The organism is Billgrantia kenyensis (genome assembly GCF_013697085.1).
Taxonomy (GTDB): Bacteria; Pseudomonadota; Gammaproteobacteria; order Pseudomonadales; family Halomonadaceae; genus Halomonas; species Halomonas kenyensis.
The window spans coordinates 218,616-239,713 of the sequence record NZ_JACEFT010000003.1 but is presented as its reverse complement, the minus strand read 5'-3'; the positions used below and the strand labels follow the sequence as shown (position 1 = coordinate 239,713).

General features: G+C 61.5%; 36 protein-coding genes. 34 read left to right on the top strand and 2 right to left on the bottom strand.

The window, feature by feature from the left end; translation table 11 throughout:
• Window positions 1-34: 34 nt before the first annotated feature.
• From rpsL to H1D44_RS04890, 33 genes are all read left to right on the top strand, one after another.
• Window positions 35-409: a 30S ribosomal protein S12 gene (gene rpsL, locus H1D44_RS05050; protein ID WP_010626462.1), complete on the top strand. Its 375-nt coding sequence runs from the start codon at window positions 35-37 to the stop codon at window positions 407-409.
• 125 nt (window positions 410-534) lie between these two features.
• Window positions 535-1,005, top strand: a complete 471-nt coding sequence (rpsG, locus tag H1D44_RS05045; RefSeq protein ID WP_010626463.1) for a 30S ribosomal protein S7 — start codon at window positions 535-537, stop codon at window positions 1,003-1,005.
• 45 nt (window positions 1,006-1,050) lie between these two features.
• Window positions 1,051-3,171, top strand: coding sequence for an elongation factor G (gene fusA, locus H1D44_RS05040; protein ID WP_181513746.1), 2,121 nt, complete (start codon window positions 1,051-1,053; stop codon window positions 3,169-3,171).
• Between the two features lie 30 nt (window positions 3,172-3,201).
• Window positions 3,202-4,395: an elongation factor Tu gene (gene tuf / locus H1D44_RS05035; protein ID WP_181513745.1), complete on the top strand. Its 1,194-nt coding sequence runs from the start codon at window positions 3,202-3,204 to the stop codon at window positions 4,393-4,395.
• 164 nt (window positions 4,396-4,559) lie between these two features.
• Window positions 4,560-4,871, top strand: coding sequence for a 30S ribosomal protein S10 (rpsJ, locus tag H1D44_RS05030; RefSeq protein ID WP_010626466.1), 312 nt, complete (start codon window positions 4,560-4,562; stop codon window positions 4,869-4,871).
• Window positions 4,872-5,019: 148 nt separating this feature from the next.
• A complete protein-coding gene (rplC, locus tag H1D44_RS05025) occupies window positions 5,020-5,658 on the top strand; it encodes a 50S ribosomal protein L3 (protein WP_181513744.1) in 639 nt (212 codons plus the stop codon).
• Between the two features lie 14 nt (window positions 5,659-5,672).
• Window positions 5,673-6,278: a 50S ribosomal protein L4 gene (gene rplD, locus H1D44_RS05020; protein ID WP_181513743.1), complete on the top strand. Its 606-nt coding sequence runs from the start codon at window positions 5,673-5,675 to the stop codon at window positions 6,276-6,278.
• Window positions 6,275-6,571, top strand: a complete 297-nt coding sequence (rplW, locus tag H1D44_RS05015; RefSeq protein WP_111413338.1) for a 50S ribosomal protein L23 — start codon at window positions 6,275-6,277, stop codon at window positions 6,569-6,571. Before rplD ends, rplW begins: the two co-directional genes overlap by 4 nt.
• 17 nt (window positions 6,572-6,588) lie before the next feature.
• Entirely contained in the window at window positions 6,589-7,416 is an 828-nt protein-coding gene (gene rplB / locus H1D44_RS05010; protein ID WP_181513742.1) for a 50S ribosomal protein L2, read from the top strand.
• Between the two features lie 22 nt (window positions 7,417-7,438).
• On the top strand, window positions 7,439-7,714 hold the full coding sequence (gene rpsS, locus H1D44_RS05005; RefSeq protein WP_009098993.1) for a 30S ribosomal protein S19: 276 nt from the start codon (window positions 7,439-7,441) through the stop codon (window positions 7,712-7,714).
• Window positions 7,715-7,732: 18 nt separating this feature from the next.
• Entirely contained in the window at window positions 7,733-8,065 is a 333-nt protein-coding gene (rplV, locus tag H1D44_RS05000; RefSeq protein ID WP_010626471.1) for a 50S ribosomal protein L22, read from the top strand.
• Between the two features lie 11 nt (window positions 8,066-8,076).
• The gene (gene rpsC, locus H1D44_RS04995; RefSeq protein WP_010626472.1) at window positions 8,077-8,778 is read left to right on the top strand and encodes a 30S ribosomal protein S3; all 702 of its coding nucleotides are present in this window, start codon (window positions 8,077-8,079) and stop codon (window positions 8,776-8,778) included.
• A 15-nt stretch (window positions 8,779-8,793) separates the two neighbouring features.
• Window positions 8,794-9,207: a 50S ribosomal protein L16 gene (rplP, locus tag H1D44_RS04990; protein ID WP_111413341.1), complete on the top strand. Its 414-nt coding sequence runs from the start codon at window positions 8,794-8,796 to the stop codon at window positions 9,205-9,207.
• Window positions 9,207-9,398 (top strand): 50S ribosomal protein L29, encoded by a 192-nt coding sequence (rpmC, locus tag H1D44_RS04985; protein WP_010626474.1) that lies wholly within the window; start codon window positions 9,207-9,209, stop codon window positions 9,396-9,398. The genes rplP and rpmC overlap by 1 nt, the downstream gene beginning before the upstream one ends.
• A gap of 1 nt (window position 9,399) precedes the next feature.
• Window positions 9,400-9,660, top strand: coding sequence for a 30S ribosomal protein S17 (gene rpsQ / locus H1D44_RS04980; protein ID WP_010626475.1), 261 nt, complete (start codon window positions 9,400-9,402; stop codon window positions 9,658-9,660).
• 39 nt (window positions 9,661-9,699) lie between these two features.
• Entirely contained in the window at window positions 9,700-10,071 is a 372-nt protein-coding gene (gene rplN, locus H1D44_RS04975; protein ID WP_010626476.1) for a 50S ribosomal protein L14, read from the top strand.
• A gap of 14 nt (window positions 10,072-10,085) precedes the next feature.
• Entirely contained in the window at window positions 10,086-10,400 is a 315-nt protein-coding gene (gene rplX / locus H1D44_RS04970) for a 50S ribosomal protein L24 (protein ID WP_009723895.1), read from the top strand.
• 18 nt (window positions 10,401-10,418) lie between these two features.
• Entirely contained in the window at window positions 10,419-10,958 is a 540-nt protein-coding gene (gene rplE / locus H1D44_RS04965) for a 50S ribosomal protein L5 (protein ID WP_181513741.1), read from the top strand.
• A 10-nt stretch (window positions 10,959-10,968) separates the two neighbouring features.
• Window positions 10,969-11,274, top strand: coding sequence for a 30S ribosomal protein S14 (gene rpsN / locus H1D44_RS04960; protein ID WP_181513740.1), 306 nt, complete (start codon window positions 10,969-10,971; stop codon window positions 11,272-11,274).
• 32 nt (window positions 11,275-11,306) lie between these two features.
• Entirely contained in the window at window positions 11,307-11,699 is a 393-nt protein-coding gene (rpsH, locus tag H1D44_RS04955) for a 30S ribosomal protein S8 (RefSeq protein ID WP_181513739.1), read from the top strand.
• Window positions 11,700-11,708: 9 nt separating this feature from the next.
• The gene (gene rplF, locus H1D44_RS04950) at window positions 11,709-12,239 is read left to right on the top strand and encodes a 50S ribosomal protein L6 (RefSeq protein ID WP_181513738.1); all 531 of its coding nucleotides are present in this window, start codon (window positions 11,709-11,711) and stop codon (window positions 12,237-12,239) included.
• A 9-nt stretch (window positions 12,240-12,248) separates the two neighbouring features.
• Entirely contained in the window at window positions 12,249-12,599 is a 351-nt protein-coding gene (gene rplR / locus H1D44_RS04945) for a 50S ribosomal protein L18 (protein WP_010626482.1), read from the top strand.
• Window positions 12,600-12,610: 11 nt separating this feature from the next.
• Entirely contained in the window at window positions 12,611-13,111 is a 501-nt protein-coding gene (gene rpsE / locus H1D44_RS04940; RefSeq protein ID WP_010626483.1) for a 30S ribosomal protein S5, read from the top strand.
• A gap of 5 nt (window positions 13,112-13,116) precedes the next feature.
• A complete protein-coding gene (rpmD, locus tag H1D44_RS04935; RefSeq protein WP_010626484.1) occupies window positions 13,117-13,299 on the top strand; it encodes a 50S ribosomal protein L30 in 183 nt (60 codons plus the stop codon).
• A gap of 3 nt (window positions 13,300-13,302) precedes the next feature.
• Entirely contained in the window at window positions 13,303-13,737 is a 435-nt protein-coding gene (rplO, locus tag H1D44_RS04930) for a 50S ribosomal protein L15 (RefSeq protein ID WP_181513737.1), read from the top strand.
• Window positions 13,738-15,069 (top strand): preprotein translocase subunit SecY, encoded by a 1,332-nt coding sequence (gene secY / locus H1D44_RS04925; RefSeq protein WP_181513736.1) that lies wholly within the window; start codon window positions 13,738-13,740, stop codon window positions 15,067-15,069.
• Between the two features lie 50 nt (window positions 15,070-15,119).
• A complete protein-coding gene (gene rpmJ / locus H1D44_RS04920; protein WP_031384759.1) occupies window positions 15,120-15,233 on the top strand; it encodes a 50S ribosomal protein L36 in 114 nt (37 codons plus the stop codon).
• Between the two features lie 121 nt (window positions 15,234-15,354).
• The gene (rpsM, locus tag H1D44_RS04915) at window positions 15,355-15,711 is read left to right on the top strand and encodes a 30S ribosomal protein S13 (protein WP_010626487.1); all 357 of its coding nucleotides are present in this window, start codon (window positions 15,355-15,357) and stop codon (window positions 15,709-15,711) included.
• A gap of 39 nt (window positions 15,712-15,750) precedes the next feature.
• Window positions 15,751-16,137, top strand: coding sequence for a 30S ribosomal protein S11 (gene rpsK, locus H1D44_RS04910; RefSeq protein WP_010626488.1), 387 nt, complete (start codon window positions 15,751-15,753; stop codon window positions 16,135-16,137).
• Window positions 16,138-16,149: 12 nt separating this feature from the next.
• A complete protein-coding gene (rpsD, locus tag H1D44_RS04905; protein ID WP_181513735.1) occupies window positions 16,150-16,770 on the top strand; it encodes a 30S ribosomal protein S4 in 621 nt (206 codons plus the stop codon).
• 82 nt (window positions 16,771-16,852) lie between these two features.
• A complete protein-coding gene (locus H1D44_RS04900; RefSeq protein ID WP_181513734.1) occupies window positions 16,853-17,851 on the top strand; it encodes a DNA-directed RNA polymerase subunit alpha in 999 nt (332 codons plus the stop codon).
• Between the two features lie 39 nt (window positions 17,852-17,890).
• Window positions 17,891-18,292 (top strand): 50S ribosomal protein L17, encoded by a 402-nt coding sequence (gene rplQ, locus H1D44_RS04895; RefSeq protein WP_181513733.1) that lies wholly within the window; start codon window positions 17,891-17,893, stop codon window positions 18,290-18,292.
• Between the two features lie 265 nt (window positions 18,293-18,557).
• A complete protein-coding gene (locus H1D44_RS04890; RefSeq protein WP_181513732.1) occupies window positions 18,558-18,719 on the top strand; it encodes a hypothetical protein in 162 nt (53 codons plus the stop codon).
• Window positions 18,720-18,813: 94 nt separating this feature from the next.
• Here the strand turns inward: H1D44_RS04890 and H1D44_RS04885 are convergent, their stop codons facing one another.
• Window positions 18,814-19,635, bottom strand: coding sequence for a Tim44 domain-containing protein (locus H1D44_RS04885; RefSeq protein ID WP_181513731.1), 822 nt, complete (start codon window positions 19,633-19,635; stop codon window positions 18,814-18,816).
• A gap of 97 nt (window positions 19,636-19,732) precedes the next feature.
• On the opposite strand from H1D44_RS04885, the gene H1D44_RS04880 reads away from it, so the two are divergent.
• On the top strand, window positions 19,733-20,308 hold the full coding sequence (locus tag H1D44_RS04880; protein WP_181513730.1) for an isochorismatase family protein: 576 nt from the start codon (window positions 19,733-19,735) through the stop codon (window positions 20,306-20,308).
• Window positions 20,309-20,311: 3 nt separating this feature from the next.
• Here the strand turns inward: H1D44_RS04880 and yaaA are convergent, their stop codons facing one another.
• Window positions 20,312-21,091, bottom strand: coding sequence for a peroxide stress protein YaaA (gene yaaA, locus H1D44_RS04875; protein ID WP_181513729.1), 780 nt, complete (start codon window positions 21,089-21,091; stop codon window positions 20,312-20,314).
• Window positions 21,092-21,098: the final 7 nt, after the last annotated feature.

The following is a 21,098-nucleotide window of genomic DNA, read 5'->3' as shown; positions in this document are numbered from 1 at the left end:
AAGGCAAGGCAACCATTGGAGTCAGCTACACAACATGGCAACGATCAATCAGCTCGTGCGCAAGCCGCGCAAGCGCCCCGCCGCCAAGAGCGACGTGCCGGCGCTGCAGGCCTGCCCGCAAAAGCGCGGTGTCTGCACCCGCGTCTACACCACTACCCCGAAGAAGCCGAACTCGGCCCTGCGTAAGGTCTGCCGCGTGCGCCTGACCAACGGGTTCGAAGTGTCGTCCTACATTGGCGGTGAAGGTCACAACCTCCAGGAACACTCTGTCGTGCTGATCCGCGGCGGTCGTGTCAAGGATTTGCCGGGTGTGCGTTACCACACCGTTCGCGGCGCCCTCGACACCTCCGGCGTGCAGAACCGTAAGCAGGGTCGTTCCAAGTACGGCACCAAGCGTCCGAAGTCCTGATCGGCCTCGGTACGCACCCAGAATCAATTTCGGTCTGATAAGAGTAAGGTCGGGCGTCGCAGGTTCGAATGGAGCATGCGGGAGTTCCGGGTTTGCCTGAAAGACCCTTCGATAGAGGGCTTGTCATGCCTAGAAGAAGAGTTGTAGCCAAGCGCGAAATCCTGCCGGATCCCAAGTTCGGAAGCGAGCGCCTGGCCAAGTTCATGAACCACCTGATGGTCAGCGGCAAGAAGTCCACAGCTGAGCGTATCGTCTACGGTGCGCTGGACACGGTTGCCGAGCGTAGTAAGGAAGAGCCGCTGGAGATCTTCGATCGCGCGCTGGAAGCCATTCAGCCGATGGTCGAGGTCAAGTCCCGCCGCGTTGGCGGTGCGACCTATCAGGTGCCGGTAGAGGTCCGTCCCTCGCGTCGCCAGGCGCTGGCCATGCGTTGGCTGGTGGATGCGGCGCGCAAGCGCGGTGAGAAGACCATGGTGCAGCGCCTTGCCGGCGAGATGCTCGATGCCGCCGAAGGCAAGGGTTCCGCAGTCAAGAAGCGTGAAGACGTGCATCGCATGGCCGAGGCCAACAAGGCGTTCTCGCACTACCGCTTCTAAGCGCAGCGCTTCTAAACGCATCGCCAACCAACGGGGAGTTCCACCGTGGCACGCAAGACTCCACTTAACCGCTACCGTAACTTGGGTATCGTCGCTCACGTCGATGCCGGCAAGACGACTACCACCGAGCGGATCCTGTTCTATACAGGCGTCAACCACAAGCTTGGCGAGACTCACGAAGGTGCTTCGACCACCGACTGGATGGAGCAGGAGCAGGAGCGGGGTATCACCATTACCTCGGCTGCTGTCACGACCTTCTGGAAGGGCATGAACCACCAGTTCGATGAGCATCGCATCAACATCATCGACACCCCCGGGCACGTCGACTTCACCATCGAGGTGGAGCGTTCACTGCGCGTGCTCGACGGTGCGGTGGTGGTGCTGTGCGGCTCCTCCGGCGTGCAGCCGCAGACCGAGACCGTCTGGCGTCAGGCCAACAAGTACGAAGTCCCGCGCATGGTGTTCGTCAACAAGATGGACCGTACCGGTGCCGACTACTTCATGGTCGTCGACCAGCTCAAGCAGAAGCTGGGCGCCAACGCCGTGCCGATCCAGATCAACTGGGGCACCGAGGAAGACTTCAAGGGCGTCATCGATCTGATCGAGATGAAGGCGATCAAGTGGAACGAGGACGACCTCGGCACCACCTACGAGCTGATCGACATCCCTGCCGAGCTCCAGGCCAAGGCCGAGGAGTATCGCGAGCAGATGGTCGAGGCCGCCGCCGAAGCCTCGGAAGAGCTGATGGACAAGTACCTCGAGGAGGGCGAGCTCTCCAAAGAGGAGATCAAGGCCGGCCTGCGTCGCCGCACCCTGGACAACGAAATCGTGCTGGTGACTTGCGGCTCGGCGTTCAAGAACAAGGGTGTGCAGGCGGTGCTGGATGCCGTCGTCGAATACCTGCCGTCGCCCACCGAGGTCAAGGCGATCGAGGGTGAGCTGGACGACAAGGATGGCACCGTTGCGACTCGCGAGGCGGACGACAAGGCCCCCTTCGCTGCACTGGCGTTCAAGATCGCCACCGATCCGTTCGTCGGTACGCTGACCTTCATTCGTGTCTACTCCGGCGTGGTCAACTCCGGCGACAGCGTCTACAACTCTGTCAGTCAGAAGAAAGAGCGCATCGGTCGTCTGGTACAGATGCACGCCAACTCGCGGGAAGAGATCAAGGAAGTCCGTGCTGGCGATATCGCTGCCTGTATCGGCTTGAAGGACGTTACCACCGGTGACACCCTGTGCGATCTTGAGAACAAGATCATTCTCGAGCGCATGGAGTTCCCGGATCCGGTTATCTCCGTGGCCGTGGAGCCGAAGTCCAAGGCCGACCAGGAGAAGATGGGTGTGGCGCTGGGCAAGCTGGCCCAGGAAGACCCCTCCTTCCAGGTTCGCACCGACGAGGAGACCGGTCAGACCATCATCTCCGGTATGGGTGAGCTCCACCTCGACATCATCGTCGACCGCATGCGTCGCGAGTTCAAGGTCGAGGCCAATATCGGCAAGCCGCAGGTTGCCTACCGCGAAACCATCCGCGGCAGCGTGGAGCAGGAAGGCAAGTTCGTGCGTCAGTCGGGCGGTCGTGGCCAGTACGGCCATGTCTGGCTGCGCATCGAGCCGCTCACCGAGGCGGACAAGGGCGAAGACGAAGACATGCACTTCAAATTCGCTTCCGAGATCGTCGGCGGTGTGGTGCCCAAGGAGTACGTGGGTGCCGTCGAGAAAGGGGCCTACGAGCAGCTGCAGAACGGCGTCATCGCGGGATACCCGATGATCGACGTCAAGGTCACGCTGTACGATGGCTCCTACCATGACGTGGACTCGAACGAGAACGCGTTCAAGGTTGCCTCTTCCATGGCTGTCAAGGAAGGGGCCCGCAAGGCCAAGGCCGTGCTGCTGGAACCGGTGATGAAGGTCGAAGTCGTGACCCCCGAGGATTTCATGGGTGATGTCATGGGTGACCTCAACCGTCGCCGTGGTCTGGTGCAGGGCATGGATGACTCTTCCTCCGGCAAGATCATCCGCGCGATGGTGCCTCTGGGCGAGATGTTCGGTTATGCGACCGATCTGCGTTCTCAGACCCAGGGTCGTGCGAGCTACGTTATGGAGTTCGCGAAGTACGAAGAGGCGCCCTCCAGCATCGTTGAAGCCGTCATCAACCAGAAAGGCTAACCGCTAGCAAACGTTAAAGAGGTTATCGAAGTGGCTAAGGAAAAATTCGAACGTTCCAAACCGCACGTCAACGTCGGCACCATCGGTCACGTCGACCACGGCAAGACCACTCTGACTGCGGCCCTGACTCGCGTTTCTGCTGAGGTCTTCGGCGGTGAATGGCGTCAGTTCGACTCCATCGACAACGCTCCGGAAGAGCGTGAGCGTGGTATCACCATCGCTACCTCTCACGTCGAGTACCAGTCCGAGCAGCGTCACTACGCTCACGTCGACTGCCCGGGGCACGCCGACTACGTCAAGAACATGATCACTGGTGCCGCCCAGATGGATGGCGCTATCCTGGTCTGTTCCGCTGCCGACGGCCCCATGCCGCAGACTCGCGAGCACATCCTGCTGTCGCGTCAGGTTGGCGTTCCGTACATCGTCGTGTTCCTGAACAAGGCCGACATGGTCGACGACGAAGAGCTGCTCGAACTGGTCGAGATGGAAGTGCGTGAGCTCCTCAACGAATACGACTTCCCGGGCGACGACACGCCGATCATCACCGGCTCCGCCCTGATGGCGCTGAACGGTGAAGACGAGAACGGCATGGGTACCACTGCCGTTGCCAACCTGATCAAGGCACTGGACGAGTACATTCCGGAGCCGGAGCGTGCCATCGACCAGCCGTTCCTGATGCCGATCGAGGACGTGTTCTCCATCTCCGGTCGCGGCACCGTGGTCACCGGTCGTATCGAGCGCGGCATCGTCAAGGCCGGCGAGGAAGTCGAGATCGTCGGTATCAAGGACACCACCAAGACCACCGTTACCGGTGTCGAGATGTTCCGCAAGCTGCTCGACGAAGGTCGTGCCGGTGAGAACGTCGGCGCCCTGCTGCGCGGCACCAAGCGTGACGAAGTCGAGCGTGGCCAGGTCCTGGCCAAGCCGGGCACCATCAACCCGCACACCGTCTTCGAAGCCGAAGTCTACGTGCTGTCCAAGGAAGAGGGTGGTCGTCACACGCCGTTCTTCAAGGGCTACCGTCCGCAGTTCTACTTCCGTACCACCGACGTGACCGGTACCTGTGAGCTGCCGGAAGGCGTCGAGATGGTCATGCCGGGCGACAACGTCAAGATGGTCGTCACCCTGATCGCTCCGATCGCCATGGATGACGGCCTGCGTTTCGCCATCCGCGAAGGCGGTCGTACCGTCGGCGCCGGCGTCGTGGCCAAGATCGTTCAGTAAGCCCTGGGCTTCTGGCTGATCGAAGGGGGCTCCGCGAGGAGCCCCCTTTCTGCGCACCGGATGCAGAGTGTTTGACACTCGCATTCGGCGTGCATATAATGCGCATCCTTTGAATGCGTGGGTAGGCGGCACGCGCCGTCGACATCCATTGGAGTTTAGGGCAAATGCAGAACCAGAAGATTCGCATTCGGTTGAAGGCATTCGACCATCGCCTGATCGACCAGTCCGCCGCGGAGATCGTTGATACCGCCAAGCGTACTGGCGCCCAGGTGCGCGGTCCGATCCCGCTGCCGACCAATCGTGAGCGCTATACCGTTCTGATCTCGCCGCACGTCAACAAGGACGCGCGCGACCAGTACGAGATCCGCACTCACAAGCGTGTGCTCGATATCGTCGAGCCGACCGAAAAGACCGTCGACGCCCTGATGAAGCTCGACCTCGCCGCCGGCGTGGACGTTCAGATCAAGCTCGACTGATTACACTAGACACCGCGGCCCAGCGCTCCTCAAGCAAGTGGGAGCAGCAGCCGCCACGCCGTGATGGCGTCATACAACGTGCTAGTGGAATGCTCTGGAAAGGGCAGCCATAGCGGGTGACAGCCCCGTACACTAAAGGAGACTGAGAATGACTATCGGTTTGGTCGGTAGAAAGGCCGGTATGACCCGCGTCTTTACCGAAGATGGCGCCTCCGTGCCCGTAACCGTGATCGAGGTTGAGCCGAATCGCGTTACCAGCGTGAAGTCCGTCGAGTCCGACGGCTACGCCGCGATTCAGGTGACAACCGGCTCCCGCAAGGCCAAGCACCTCACCAAGGCGCAAGCAGGTCAGTACGCCAAGGCAGGTGTCGAGGCCGGTCGCTCGCTGATGGAGTTCCGCCTCGCTGAAGGCGACGAGACTCCGGAAGTGGGCGGCGAACTCACCGTATCCCTCTTCGAAGCTGGTCAGAAGGTCGATGTGACCGGCACCTCCAAGGGCAAGGGTTTCCAGGGCGCCGTCAAGCGCTGGAATTTCCGCACCCAGGATGCCACCCACGGCAACTCCCTGTCGCATCGTGCGCCGGGTTCCATCGGCATGTGTCAGACCCCGGGTCGTGTCTTCAAGGGCAAGAAGATGGCCGGTCAGATGGGCAACGCCCGCTGCACCGTCCAGAGCCTCGAAGTCGTGCGGGTCGATGCCGAGCGCAACCTGCTGCTGATCAAGGGTGCCGTGCCCGGTGCTACCGGCAGCGACGTCATCGTTCGCAGCGCCGTCAAAGCTGGCTGAAGGGGATAACACCGATGAATCTGAATCTTGCTGCAGGCGCAGGTACTGTCGAAGTCGCCGACGCCACCTTTGGCAAAGAGTTCAACGAGGCGCTGGTTCACCAGGTCGTCACTGCCTATCTGGCCGGTGGTCGTCAGGGTACCCGCGCTCAGAAAAACCGTTCCGACGTGCGTGGCGGCGGTAAGAAGCCGTGGCGTCAGAAGGGCACCGGTCGCGCTCGCGCCGGTACCATTCGCTCGCCGATCTGGCGTAGTGGCGGTGTGACCTTTGCGGCGCGTCCTCAGGACCACTCGCAAAAGGTCAATCGCAAGATGTACCGCGCCGCGATGCGCTCCATCCTGTCCGAGCTGGTCCGCCAGGAGCGTCTGGTCGCCATCGAAGAGTTCACCGTCGATGCGCCCAAGACCAAGCAGCTGGTTGCCAAACTGGGCGAGCTGGGTCTCGAGAAGGCGCTGATCGTCACCGAAGAAGTCGACGAGAAGCTCTATCTGGCCGCTCGCAACATCCCCAATGTGGATGTGGTGGACGTAGCTGCCGCCGATCCGGTGAGCCTGATCGCCTTTGACAAGGTGCTGGTCACCGTCTCTGCTCTGCGTAAATTCGAGGAGAAGCTGGCATGAACCAGGAGCGCGTATTCAAGGTTCTGCTCGGTCCGCACGTGACCGAGAAGGCCGCTTTCGCCGCCGAGCGCAACCAGTATGTGTTCAAGGTGGCCAGTGACGCGACCAAGCCCGAGATCAAGCAGGCCGTTCAGGTGCTGTTTGGCAAGAAGGTCGATCGCGTCCAGGTGCTGAACATGAAGGGCAAGACCAAGCGCACTGCGCACGGTCTGGGCCGCCGTCAGGGTTACCGCAAGGCTTACGTGACCCTGGCTGCTGGTGAAACGCTCGAAGACTTCACTGGCGCCGAATAAGGGCAGGAGTACGGATCATGGCAATCGTCAAGACTAAACCCACATCCGCCGGTCGTCGCCACCTCGTCAAGGTCGTCAGCGGCGAGCTGCACAAGGGTAAGCCCTACGCACCGCTGCTCGAGAAGCAGTCGCGCAGTGGCGGTCGTAACAACAACGGTCGTATCACCACCCGCCACGTGGGCGGTGGTCATCGTCAGCACTACCGGCTGATCGACTTCAAGCGCACCAAGGATGGCGTTCCCGCCGTCGTTGAGCGCCTCGAATACGATCCCAATCGTAGCGCACACATCGCGCTGCTGAAGTACCTGGATGGTGAGCGTCGCTACATCATCGCGCCCAAGGGCGTGAGTGCAGGCGACAAGCTCGAGTCCGGCGTGAACGCGGCAATCAAGAAGGGCAACACCCTTCCGCTGCGCAACATCCCGCTGGGCTCCACCGTTCACTGCATCGAGCTCAAGCCCGGCAAGGGCGCGCAGATCGCTCGCAGTGCCGGTACCAGCGCCCAGCTGGTCGCTCGTGAAGGTAGCTATGCCACTCTGCGTCTGCGCTCCGGCGAGATGCGCAAGGTGCTGGCCGACTGCCGCGCGACCCTGGGTGAAGTGAGCAACTCTGAGCACAGCCTGCGTCAACTTGGCAAGGCCGGTGCGAAGCGCTGGAGAGGCGTGCGTCCTACCGTTCGCGGTGTGGCCATGAACCCGGTGGATCACCCGCACGGTGGCGGTGAAGGCCGCACCAGCGGTGGTCGTCATCCGGTGACGCCGTGGGGTGTGCCCACCAAGGGCCACAAGACCCGCAAGAACAAGCGCACTGACGCGCTGATCGTTCGCCGCCGCAAGGCCAAGTAACAGACATTAAGGGGTAACGGCTGTGCCACGTTCACTGAAGAAAGGTCCTTTTATCGACCTTCATCTGCTGAAGAAGGTTGAGGCTGCAGTGGAGAAGAACGACCGCAAACCGATCAAGACCTGGTCGCGTCGTTCCATGATCCTGCCGAACATGGTCGGGCTCACCATTGCAGTCCATAACGGTCGCCAACACGTCCCGGTGCACGTCTCCGAGGAAATGGTTGGCCACAAGCTGGGCGAATTCGCTGCCACCCGCACCTATCGCGGTCATGCGGCGGACAAGAAAGCCAAACGGTAAGCCAGAGAGGATTGAGAGATGGAAGTCACAGCTAAGCTGCGTGGCGCTCGTTTATCCGCCCAGAAGGCCCGTTTGGTGGCTGACCAGGTGCGCGGTAAACCGGTCGCCGAGGCGCTCGACCTGCTGACCTTCTCACCGAAGAAGGCTGCCAAGCTGGTCAAGAAAGTGCTGCAGTCCGCCATCGCGAATGCGGAAGAAAACAACGGCATGGATATCGACGAGCTGCGTGTCTCGACCATCTGCGTCGATGAGGGCATGACGCTCAAGCGCATCAAGCCGCGGGCCAAGGGTCGCGCGGATCGCATCCTGAAGCGCACGTGCCACATCACCGTCAAGGTAGCCGAGAAGTAGGAGTCGACCAGATGGGTCAGAAAGTCAATCCGACAGGTATTCGGCTGGGTATCGTCAAGGACCACACCTCGGTGTGGTACGCCGAGCGCGGTGCTTATGCCGACAAGCTGAACAACGACCTCGAAGTGCGTCGCTTCCTCGAGGAGCGTCTGAAAAACGCTTCCGTGAGCAAGATCACTATCGAGCGTCCGGCCAACAACGCCCGTATCACCATTCACACTGCCCGTCCGGGCATCGTGATCGGCAAGAAGGGCGAGGACGTCGACAAGCTGCGTCGCGACGTCACCGCGATGATGGGCGTGCCCGTGCACGTCAACATCGAAGAAGTCCGCAAGCCGGAGCTGGACGCCAAGCTCGTCGCGCAGAACATCGCCGGCCAGCTCGAGCGTCGCGTCATGTTCCGTCGTGCCATGAAGCGTTCCGTGCAGAACGCCATGCGCCTGGGTGCGGGTGGTATCAAGGTGATGCTGTCAGGTCGCCTGGGTGGTGCCGAAATCGCGCGTACCGAGTGGTACCGTGAGGGTCGTGTGCCGCTTCACACCCTGCGTGCGGACATCGACTACGCCACCTTTGAGGCAAAAACCACCTACGGCATCATCGGTGTCAAGGTGTGGGTCTTCAAGGGTGAAATCCTCGGGGGCATCGAAGAGGTCCGCGCCAAGGCCAAGCAACAGCCTCAGGCCGCGCCCTCCAAGAAGAAAGGTTCCAGGTAAGGGGAGAGCGAGTCGATGTTACAGCCCAAGCGCATGAAATTCCGCAAGATGCAGAAAGGTCGCAATCGTGGCCTGGCGCATCGCGGAAGCAAGATCAGCTTCGGGGAATACGGCCTGAAGGCAACCGGTCGCGGCCGCATCACGGCGCGCCAGATCGAAGCCGGCCGTCGTGCGATCACCCGTCACGTCAAGCGTGGCGGCAAGATCTGGATCCGCGTCTTCCCCGACAAGCCGATTTCCAAGAAGCCACTCGAAGTCCGTATGGGTAAGGGTAAGGGTTCGGTCGAGTACTGGGTCGCGCAGATCCAGCCGGGTCGGGTCCTGTATGAAATCGAAGGCGTGTCCGAAGAGCTGGCCCGCGAGGCCTTCTCCCTGGCTGCCCAGAAGATGCCCGTGTCCACCACCTTTGTGAAACGGACGGTGATGTGATGAAAGCCCAGGAAATTCGTGAAAAGTCAGTCGAGCAGCTCCAGGAGCAGCTCTTCGAACTCCTCCGCGAGCAGTTCAACCTGCGCATGCAGAAGGCCACCGGCCAGCTCAGCCAGACTCATCTGCTCAAGCAGGTTCGTCGGGACATCGCCCGGGTGAAGACTGTGCTCAACGAGAAGGCAGGTGACTGAGATGGCCGAAGAAAAGAAAGCCCGTACGCTCACCGGCAAGGTGGTGAGCGACAAGATGGACAAGTCCATCGTCGTCATGATCGAGCGCCGCGAGCGGCACCCGATCTATGGCAAGTACGTCAAGCGCTCCACCAAGCTGCACGCCCATGACGAGGCGAACCAGGCCAAGGCCGGCGATACGGTATCCATTCAGGAGTGCCGTCCGCTGTCCAAGAAGAAGGCTTGGACGCTGGTCGAGGTGATCGAGCAGGCCAGGGGCTGAGCTCGGCGAGAGCAGTCAGATTAGGTTTGGAGAAAACCGATGATTCAGACTCAGACAATGCTGGATGTCGCCGACAACAGCGGAGCGCGCCGGGTGCAGTGCATCAAGGTGCTTGGCGGCTCGCACCGCCGCTACGCGCGTGTTGGCGACATCATCAAGGTCACGGTGAAGGAAGCCATTCCGCGTGGCAAGGTCAAGAAGGGCCAGGTCCTCAAGGCGGTGGTGGTTCGTACCCGCAGCGGTGTTCGTCGTTCCGACGGCTCGCTGATCCGCTTCGATGGAAATGCGGCAGTTCTGTTGAACAACACCAACGAACAGCCGATCGGCACCCGTATCTTCGGGCCGGTGACTCGTGAGCTTCGTACAGAGAAGTTCATGAAGATCATTTCCCTGGCGCCCGAAGTGCTGTAAGGAGCGAGGCGGATATGCAAAAGATCAAACGTGACGATGAAGTGATCGTCATCGCCGGCAAGGACAAGGGCAAGCGCGGCACCGTCAAGCGGGTTCTCGAAAACCGCTTCGTCGTGTCCGGTGTGAACATGATCAAGCGTCACACCAAGCCCAACCCCATGGCGGGCAATCAGGGCGGTATCGTCGAGCGCGAGGCTCCGATTCACGCGTCCAACGTGGCGATCTTCAACTCGGAGACCGGTAAGGCGGATCGCGTCGGCTTCCAGGTTAAGGAAGACGGTACCAAGGTACGTATCTACAAGTCGACGCAGACGCAGATCGACGCCTAACGCGAGTCGGGTAGCAAAATGGCGAACTTGAAAGAACGTTATCAGAACGAGGTGGTGGCTCAACTCCAAGAGCAGTTCAGCTACGCCAACGTGATGCAGGTGCCGCGGATCACCAAGGTGACCCTCAACATGGGCATCGGTGACGCGACCAGCGACAAGAAGCTGATCGAGAATGCCATCGGCGACCTGGAGAAGCTCTCCGGTCAGAAGCCGTTGGTGACCAAGGCACGCAAGTCCATCGCGGGCTTCAAGGTGCGCGAAGGTTGGCCGATCGGTATCAAGGTGACCCTGCGCTCCGAGCGCATGTGGGAATTCCTCGATCGACTGGTCAACATCGCGATCCCCCGCGTACGTGACTTCCGTGGTCTCAACCCGAAGTCCTTCGACGGTCGCGGCAACTACTCCATGGGTGTGCGTGAGCAGATCATCTTCCCGGAGATCGAGTATGATAAGATCGACCGGATTCGTGGTCTGGATGTCACCATCACCACTACTGCCAACACCGACGAGGAAGGTCGTGCGCTGCTGAGCGCGCTGAACTTCCCGTTCAAGAAATAAAGGTTGGATCATGGCAAAGAAGAGCATGGTAGAGCGTGAGCTCAAGCGCACCAAGCTGGTCGCGAAGTATGCGGCCCGCCGTGCCGAGCTCAAGGCGATCATCCAGAGCGTGAACGCTTCCGATGAAGAGCGCTTCGAAGCAACGCTGAAGTTGCAGCAGCTACCGCGCGACTCCAGTCCGGTGCGTCAGCGTAACCGCTGCCGGATCACCGGTCGTCCGCACGGCTACTACAACAAGTTCGGCCTCGGCCGTAACAAGCTGCGTGAAGCCGCTATGCGTGGCGAGGTCCCTGGGCTGAAGAAGTCCAGCTGGTAAGCCGCCACGGAAACATCAGGAGCGCAAACTAAATGAGCATGCAAGATACTCTGGCGGATATGTTCACCCGTATCCGCAATGCGCAGATGGCCACCAAGGAGACGGTTACCATGCCGTCCTCCAAGCTCAAGGTCGCGGTGGCCCGCGTATTGAAGGAAGAGGGCTATATCAACGACTTCGCGGTCGCTGAAGGTACCAAGCCCGAGCTGACCGTGACCCTCAAGTATTTCGAGGGCAAGCCGGTCATCGAGCACCTGCAGCGGGTGTCCAAGCCGTCCCTGCGCCAGTACAAGGGCAAGGATGCACTGCCCAAGGTGGCTGACGGCATGGGTGTGGCGATCGTCACCACCTCCAAGGGCGTGATGACCGACCGCGCCGCTCGCCAGGCGGGCGTCGGTGGCGAAGTCATCTGCACCGTATTCTAGGAGTCTGGAATGTCCCGCGTAGCCAAATATCCGGTTAAAGTGCCCGCCGGCGTCGACGTCAAGCTTGACGCCGACCAGCTGACCGTCAAGGGCGGCCAGGGCACGCTGTCCATGACCGTTCACCCGGACGTGGCCATCGCCCAGGAAGAGGGTCAGCTGACCTTCAACCCGAGCGAGAGCGCCAAGTCCTGGGCCATGGTCGGCACCACTCGTGCTCTGGTCCAGAACCTGGTCACCGGCGTCTCCGAGGGCTTCACCAAGACCCTCGAAATCGTTGGCGTCGGCTATCGTGCCCAGGCAAGTGGCCAGACGCTGAATCTGTCACTGGGCTTCTCACACCCGGTCGAGTACTCCCTGCCTGAGGGTGTCTCGGTGGAAACACCGAAGAACACCGTCATCGTGCTGAAGAGCGCGGACAAGCAGAAGCTCGGTCAGGTGGCTGCGGAAATCCGCGCCTTCCGTCCGCCCGAGCCCTATAAGGGCAAGGGTGTCCGGTACGCCGACGAGCAGGTGCGTCGCAAAGAAGCCAAGAAGAAGTAAGGCAGGGTTATGAACGCGAAGAAAGAATCTCGTCTCCGTCGTGCCCGCCGCGCTCGTGCCAAGATGCGCGAGCTGGGCGTGTTTCGCCTGTGCGTCAACCGTACCCCGCGCCACATCTACGCGCAGATCATCTCGCCGGATGGTGGCAAGGTGCTGGCCAGCGCTTCCACGCTGGACAAGGACCTGCGTGCGGGTGCGACCGGTAACGCCGACGCTGCCGCCAAGGTGGGTGCGCTGATTGCCGAACGCGCCAAGCAGGCTGGCATCACCCAGGTGGCCTTCGATCGTGCCGGTTACAAGTATCACGGTCGCGTCAAGGCCCTGGCCGACGCCGCACGTGAAGGCGGCCTGGAATTCTAAAGGGTTTAACGATGGCGAAGAACGAACAGAACACCGGCGACCTGCAGGAAAAGCTCGTGCAGGTCAACCGTGTCGCCAAGGTGGTCAAGGGTGGCCGTATCTTCGGTTTCACCGCTCTGACCGTCGTGGGCGACGGCAATGGTCGTGTCGGCTTCGGTCGCGGCAAGGCACGTGAAGTGCCGGTTGCGATCCAGAAGGCCATGGACCAGGCGCGCCGTAACATGGTCAAGGTCAGCCTCAAGGGGCACACGCTGCAGTACCCGGTGAAGGCCCGTCACGGCGCCTCCAAGGTGTACATGCAGCCGGCCTCCGAAGGTACCGGGATCATCGCCGGCGGCGCCATGCGCTCCGTGCTCGAGCTGGCCGGCGTCCACGACGTCCTGGCCAAGTGCTACGGCTCCACCAATCCGGTCAACGTGGTGCGCGCGACCGTCAAGGGTCTCGCTTCCATGCAGTCGCCGGAAGACATCGCCGCCAAGCGCGGTCTGTCTGTCGAAGCGATCACGGGGTAAATACCATGGCAGCCACACTCAAGGTTACCCAGATCCGTAGCACCATCGGCACACTGCCCAAGCACAAGGCCACCATGAAGGGCCTGGGGCTGCGCCGCATCGGTCATACGGTCGAACTGGAAGACACCCCTGCCGTGCGCGGCATGATCCACAAGGTCAACTACCTTGTGCGGGTAGAGGGAGAGTAATCCATGAAACTCAACAGCCTGAGCCCGGCACCGGGCTCCAAGCACGCCGAGAAGCGCGTTGGCCGTGGCATCGGCTCCGGTCTGGGCAAGACCGGCGGCCGTGGCCACAAGGGCCAGAAGTCGCGCAGCGGCGGTAGCGTCAAGCCCGGCTTCGAGGGCGGTCAGATGCCGCTTCAGCGGCGCCTGCCCAAGTTCGGCTTCACCTCCATGAAGTCGCTGGTGTCGGAGGAAGTGCGCCTGAGCGAGTTGGCCAAGGTCGCCGGTGACGAAGTCACCCTGGAGACCCTGAAGCAGGCCAACGTGCTGAAGGACGCGACTCTGCACGCGAAGATCATTCTTTCCGGCGACGTCAACAAGGCGGTCACCGTTCGCGGTCTCAAGGTCACCAAGGGTGCCCGTGCCGCGATCGAAGCCGCCGGTGGCAAGGTAGAGGACTAAATGGCCAAGTCAGGAAACATGCCGGCGATGGGCAGCGGTCTGAGTGAACTGTGGGCGCGCCTGCGCTTCGTGCTCCTCGCCATCGTGGTGTACCGAATCGGTGCCCATATCCCCGTTCCCGGTATCAATCCTGACCAGCTTGCTGCCTTGTTCAGGGAGCAGCAGGGCACCATCCTTGGCATGTTCAACATGTTCTCGGGTGGCGCCCTGGAGCGCATGAGCATCATGGCGCTGGGCATCATGCCCTACATCTCGGCGTCGATCATCATGCAGCTGCTGACCGCCGTCTCGCCCCACCTCGAGCAGTTGAAGAAGGAAGGCGAGGCCGGTCGCCGCAAGATCAGCCAGTACACCCGCTACGGTACCGTGCTGCTGGCCTTCGTCCAGGGCACCGGCATGTCGGTGGGCCTGGCGAGCCAAGGCATCGCCTATACCGCTGACTTCAGCTTCTATTTCACTGCCATCGTGACCTTCGTGTCGGGTGCAGTGTTCCTGATGTGGCTTGGCGAGCAGATCACCGAGAAGGGTATCGGCAACGGTATCTCGCTGCTGATCTTCGCCGGTATCGTCGCCGGCCTGCCGGGTGCGGTGGGTCAGGCGTTCGAGCTGGCCCGCAACGAAGGCGCGTGGAACGTGCTGCCGCTGCTGGCCCTCTCCGTACTGGGCGTGGCCACCGTGGCCTTCGTGGTCTTCATCGAGCGCGGCCAGCGCCGCATCACGGTGAACTACCCGCGGCGCCAGGTCGGCAACAAGATGTATGCTGGGCAGAGCAGCTACCTGCCGCTGAAGGTGAACATGGCGGGCGTGATTCCGCCGATCTTCGCCTCCAGCATCCTGCTGTTCCCCGCCTCCCTCGGCCAGTGGGTCGGAGCGGGTGACGGCATGGAGTGGCTGCAGCGTGCTTCCCAGGCCCTGGGCCCGGGTCAGCCGCTCTACATCTTGCTTTTCGGCGCGGCGGTGATATTCTTCTGCTTCTTTTACACAGCACTGGTCTTCAATCCCAAGGATGTCGCTGACAACCTCAAGAAGTCAGGGGCCTTCCTCCCGGGTATTCGTCCTGGTGAGCAGACCGCTCGCTATGTCGACAAGGTCATGACCCGTCTGACCCTGTGCGGCGCCCTGTACATCACTGCGGTTTCCCTGATGCCCCAGTTCCTGATCGTGGCGTGGAACGTGCCGTTCTTCTTTGGCGGTACCGCGCTGTTGATCATCGTGGTGGTCATCATGGACTTCATGGCCCAGGTGCAGTCGCACCTCATGTCGCACCAGTACGAGTCGGTGATGAAGAAGTCCAACCTGAAAGGCTATGGCAGCGGCGGCATCATGCGCTGAGTGGCGCTGCCGTTGACCCGGCGCGCCGCGCCGATTTTGGAGAAGGAACGATGAAAGTTCGAGCTTCCGTCAAGAAGATGTGCCGCAACTGCAAGATCATTCGGCGCAATGGCGCGGTACGCGTCATCTGCACTGAGCCGCGGCACAAGCAGCGCCAGGGTTGATTCTGGCGTCTGGGAAAAGTGGTGCATGCATACCCCTTGCCCCAAGGTGGGTAAAGGGGTATGCTGTTGCGCCTTTTGTAGCAACTAATCGAGCAAGCCGCTCAAATTTCGGAGAAAGCTGATGGCCCGTATTGCAGGCGTCAATATCCCGGACAACAAGCATGCGGCGATCTCGCTGACCTATATCTTCGGGATTGGCCGCACGCGTGCACAGGAAATCTGTGCCGCTACCGGCATCGCGCCGACCACCAAGATTCAGGAGCTCTCCTCAGAAGAGGTCGATGCCCTGCGTGCCGAGGTTGGCAAGTACACCGTGGAAGGTGACCTTCGTCGTGATGTGACGCTGAACATCAAGCGTCTCATGGACCTGGGTTGCTATCGTGGTCTGCGTCATCGTCGTAGTCTTCCGCTGCGTGGTCAGCGGACCAAGACTAACGCGCGTACCCGTAAGGGCCCGCGTAAGCCGATCCGCAAGTAACACGCACGTTCTGGCGTAAAGACAGGAATAGACATCAACATGGCTAACCCGCGTAGCAACCGTAAAAAGGTTAAAAAGCAGGTAGTGGATGCCGTTGCGCATATCCACGCCTCTTTTAACAACACGATCGTGACGATCACAGACCGCCAGGGCAACGCCCTTTCCTGGGCAACTGCCGGTGGTTCGGGTTTTCGTGGTTCTCGCAAGAGCACCCCGTTCGCTGCTCAAGTGGCAAGCGAACGTGCAGCGACCGCTGCAGCCGAGTATGGTGTGAAAAACGTCGACGTGCTGGTCAAGGGCCCCGGTCCTGGCCGTGAATCCGCCGTGCGCGCTCTGAGTGCCGCCGGCTTCCGCGTGCAGAGCATCACTGACGCGACGCCCATTCCCCACAATGGCTGCCGTCCGCCGAAGAAACGCCGCGTTTAAGGAGACAGATTCATGGCTCGTTATATTGGACCGAAGTGCAAACTGTCTCGTCGTGAAGGCACCGACCTCTTCCTCAAGAGTGGTGTGACTCCCTTCGAGAAGAAGTGCAAATCCGAGCAGATCCCGGGTGTGCACGGCCAGCGCCGTCAGCGTCTTTCCGACTACGGCTTGCAGCTTCGCGAGAAGCAGAAAGTACGTCGTATGTACGGCGTACTCGAAAAGCAGTTCCGCAGCTACTACAAGGAAGCCGCCCGTCGCTCCGGCGCCACCGGCGAAGTCCTGCTGCAGCTGCTTGAAACCCGACTGGACAACGTCGTCTACCGCATGGGCTTTGGCTCCACTCGCTCCGAGGCGCGCCAGCTGGTGAGCCACAAGGCGATTTCGGTCAACGGCCGTACCGTCAATGTGGCCTCCTACCAGGTCAAGCCCGGTGACGTGGTTTCCGTTCGTGAGAAGGCGAAGAACCAGGCGCGCATCCAGAGTGCACTCTCCATCGCTGCCAATCGGGGCGACGTCGCCTGGATCGAGGTGGACGCGAAGAAGATGGAAGGCACCTTCAAGGCTATCCCGGAGCGCGGCGACCTGTCGGCCGACATCAACGAAAACCTGATCGTCGAGCTGTACTCGAAGTAAGCGTCGCTGATCGCGTCGTGCCGACCCTTCGGGGTCGGCAACGAGTACCGAGTAACCGTTAGGCAGCCTCAAAGGTGTAGTTATGCAGCGTTCAGTGACAGAGTTTCTCCGTCCGCGCGATATCAAGGTCGAAGAGATCAGCGCGCATCACGCGAAGATCGTGCTCGAGCCGTTCGAGCGTGGCTTTGGCCATACCCTGGGCAATGCGCTGCGTCGCATTCTGCTCTCGTCCATGCCCGGCTGTGCCGTGGTGGAAGTCGAGATCTCGGGTGTCGAGCATGAGTACAGCGCGATCGAGGGTGTTCAGGAAGACGTCATCGAGATTCTTCTGAACCTCAAGGACGTGGCCATCCGCATGCACAGTCGCGACGAGGCGGTGCTCTCGCTGAACAAGCAGGGCCCGGCCGTGGTGACCGCGGGCGACATCGTCCTCGATCACGACGTCGAGATCGTCAATCCGGATCACGTCATCGCCCACGTCAACGAGGGTGCCGAGCTCAAGATGCAGCTCAAGATCGCTCGTGGCCGCGGCTATGAGCCGGCGGATGCGCGCATGAGTGCCGAAGACGAATCTCGTGGCATCGGCCGCTTGCAGCTGGATGCCACCTTCAGCCCCGTGCGTCGCGTCTCGTATGCCGTCGATGCCGCGCGTGTCGAGCAGCGTACCGACCTCGACAAGCTGATCATCGACCTGGAAACCGACGGCACCCTGGATCCGGAAGAGGCGATCCGTCGCAGCGCGACCATCCTGCAGGAGCAGCTGGCTGCGTTCGTCGACCTGGAAGCCGACAAGGAACAGGAGGTCGAGGAGGAAGAGGATCACGTCGATCCGATCCTGCTGCGTCCCGTAGACGATCTCGAGTTGACCGTCCGCAGTGCCAACTGCCTGAAGGCCGAGAATATCTACTACATCGGCGATCTGATCCAGCGCACCGAAGTTGAGCTGCTGAAGACGCCGAACCTCGGCAAGAAGTCCCTGAATGAAATCAAGGACGTGTTGGCTGCTCGTGGTCTTTCCCTTGGCATGCGGCTGGAAAACTGGCCGCCGGCGAGCCTGAAGGACGACAAGGCCTCCGCGTGAGCGTCGACTCGAGTCCAAGTTTGGTAAGGAATCACAACCATGCGTCATCGTAAGAGTGGTCGTCACCTGAATCGTACCAGCTCGCATCGCCAGGCCATGTTCAAGAACATGAGCGTGTCGTTGATCGAGCACGAAGTGATCAAGACAACCCTGCCCAAGGCCAAGGAGCTGCGTCGCGTCATCGAGCCGCTCATCACCCTGGCCAAGCAGGACAGCGTCGCCAATCGTCGTCTGGCCTTCAGCCGCACCCGCTCGAAGGAAGCGGTCGGCAAGCTCTTCAATGAGCTGGGTCCGCGTTACGCCGAGCGTCCGGGCGGTTACGTCCGTATCCTCAAGTGCGGTTTCCGCACCGGCGACAACGCCCCCATGGCCTTCGTCGAACTCGTCGACCGTCCGGTCGTCGAGGTGGCAGATGAGGCCGAGGAAGCCGCCGAGGATTGATTCCCGGCTGCAGGCTTGGCTTGGCCTGGTAGTGCTGTAGCAGTAGAAGTAACAAACCGGCTCCCATGGGGGCCGGTTTTCTTTTTCCTGCATGTCGATCCCTGAGCTTGCCAGGCGCAGCGCACAACCCTGCCCAGTCACGCTGGCAACTCGTTACAAACAGGCGTACACCGGGACCAGTGGCAGGCCGGAATGTTCGCAGCTAGGGTGGCAACTCACATGGTGGTGGAGCAAGGCTGAGAGAATGCTATCGGGAAAGTGGCTGTTGAGCGTCTGGCTGGTGCTCGCAAGCCTGGGAATGGCGGGCTGTGACGGTGCCGGCCCCGGCGAAACGACTGAGCGGAACATCGACGAGGCCATGGAGGAGCTGGATGAGCGCCTGGGGGAAGTCAGCGAGGAAATCGAGGAAGATGCCGAGGAGGAGTAAGCTCTGGTGGCACGCCTGTTGGCCTGAGCGGTGCCACTTCGTCATTGGGCCACCTCCGGCATGATACGCCGTAAGTGGCCCAAAGTGCTGGATATCAGCCGGTTGCGTTCTGTTCGATGCCTTGCAGGTACCACGGAGCGCCGTCGCGCAAGTCGCGGACGAGGTGCCAGGTTTCGTTGAACTCGGTCTGCTCGGCGTTTTCCTCGAGGACACCGTGGAAGATGACCGTGGCTTCGGCCTGGCTGCCAATTTCGCGTACGTTGCCGAGTTCCGCAAACAGACGAACGATTTCCGTACGGTTGTTGGCCGGGTGCTTGCTGCGCTCTTCCCGCAGTAGATTATAGAGCTCCGGCGTGACGTACTCCTGGATACCGGCGAAGTCGTTGTTGTCCCAGGCGCGCTGCAGCGTCATGAAGTGCTCCTTGGCCCCGGAGAGGAAGCGTTCGCGGTCGAACCAGGTCGGCAGGCTGTCGAAGGCAGCAGCACCGCCCATGGATGCGCCAGGAGCCGGCTGGAAGGCCTGTGGCTCGGCATGGGGCTGGGCAGGCTGCTGCGTCGTGCCGGCAACGGCTGTGCGACGGCGGGCGAGCAGGCGGAACAGCAGGAAGCCGAGGCCGGCGATCAACAGGATGTCCATCAGGCGCAGCTCATCGAAGGCGCCGCCGAAGAACAGCGCGGCGAGCAGGCCCCCGGCGAGCATTCCGCCCAGCATGCCCGGCATGCGCGAGCCAGCAGCCTGGCCTGACTGGGCCTGGCGGGCAGGCGCGGCCTGGTTGGGTGCCGCAGCCGGACGGTCGGCCGAGCGTGAAAAGTTGCCGACGTTGCCGCCGCCGCCCATGCGGCGGGCTTCGGCATGTTCCACGGCCAGGCCGACGCCCATGACGGCAACCATGAGCATGACAAGAAAGTGGCGCATCGTGTGCCCTCTTTGAATGTGTGGGGAAGGTCGAATTGGGTCGGAACATTCTACCGTCTATGCTGACGGAAGTGATGACAACAATGGGGAGAAAAGCATGCGCTTGAGAAGTGAGTCGAGCCTGCTGCTGGTCGTCGACCTCCAGGCCGGGCTGCTCCCGGTCATAGACGGGGGCGCGCAGGCGGTGGCGGCGGCGGCATGGCTGGGTGGCATTGCCGGTGAAGTAGGCGTTCCGGTCTGGTTGACCGAGCAGTACCCTCAAGGTCTCGGCGGCAGCGACCCCGGGCTGCTCGAGGCGCTTCCGGAGCACCGGCTGTGGCAGAAGGTGCATTTCAACGCCCATGCCGAGGCCGATTTCTCCGGTGCACTGGCCGCAAGCGGCCGGCGCCAGGTTGTGCTATGCGGCAGCGAGGCGCATATCTGCGTGCTGCAGACTGGGCTGGGCCTGCTGGAGGCGGGCTATGAGGTCTACTGGCTCAGCGAGGCCGCGGTCAGCCGGCGCGCAACGGAGGCGAGCCTTGCCCGCGAGCGCATGATGCGTGCCGGGGCCATACCGGTAAGCGCCGACATGGTGGCCTATGAGTGGCTCGACCGTTGCGACGACGAACGCTTTCGCCAGGTTCACAAGCGTTTTCTCAAGCCGCGCGCTGCGCATCCGCTGCGCTTCTTCTGAGCCTCAGTCCTGTGTCTCGGGGCGGGTGAACACCAGGGTATCACCCTCCGACATGGCCGGGTTGAAGGCGTAGCCGGCGACATCGAAAGCCTTCAGCTGCTCTGGATCGTCCAGTCGCTGGCGGATCATCCAGGCTGCCATGAGGCCGCGTGCCTTCTTGGCATAGAAACTGATGATCTTGAACTTGCCGTTCTTTTCATCCTTGAATACCGGCGTGATCACCCGGGCGCCGAGCTGTCTGGCATTTATCGCCTTGAAGTATTCGTTGGAAGCGAGATTGACCAGTACCTTCGAGCCGCTGTCGGCGATGGCATCGTCGAGCGCCTGGGTGAGGGTGTCCTGCCAGAAGGCGTAGAGATCCTTGCCGGCCGGGTTGCTCAGTCGGGTTCCCATCTCCAGGCGATAGGGCTGGATCAGGTCGAGGGGGCGCAGCAGGCCGTAGAGGCCGGAGAGAATGCGCAGGTGCTGCTGGGCAAAGGCGTTGTCGGCGTCGCTGAAGGAAGTCGCCTCGAGTCCCACGTAGACGTCGCCCTGAAAGGCTTGTGCCGCGGGCTTGGCGTTGTCAGCAGTGAAAGGAGGCTGCCATTCGGCGAAGCGGGCGGCATTCAATCCGGCCAGTTTGTCGCTGATGCCCATCAGTTCGCTGAGCTGCTGGGGCGAATAGTCGCGCAGGATCTCGATCAACTGCTGGCTGCGTTCGAGATGGTCCGGCTGCGAGTGAATGGTCGTGGTGGCAGGGGTCTCGAAATCCAGCGTCTTGGCGGGCGAGATCACGCTCAGCATTGGGTCG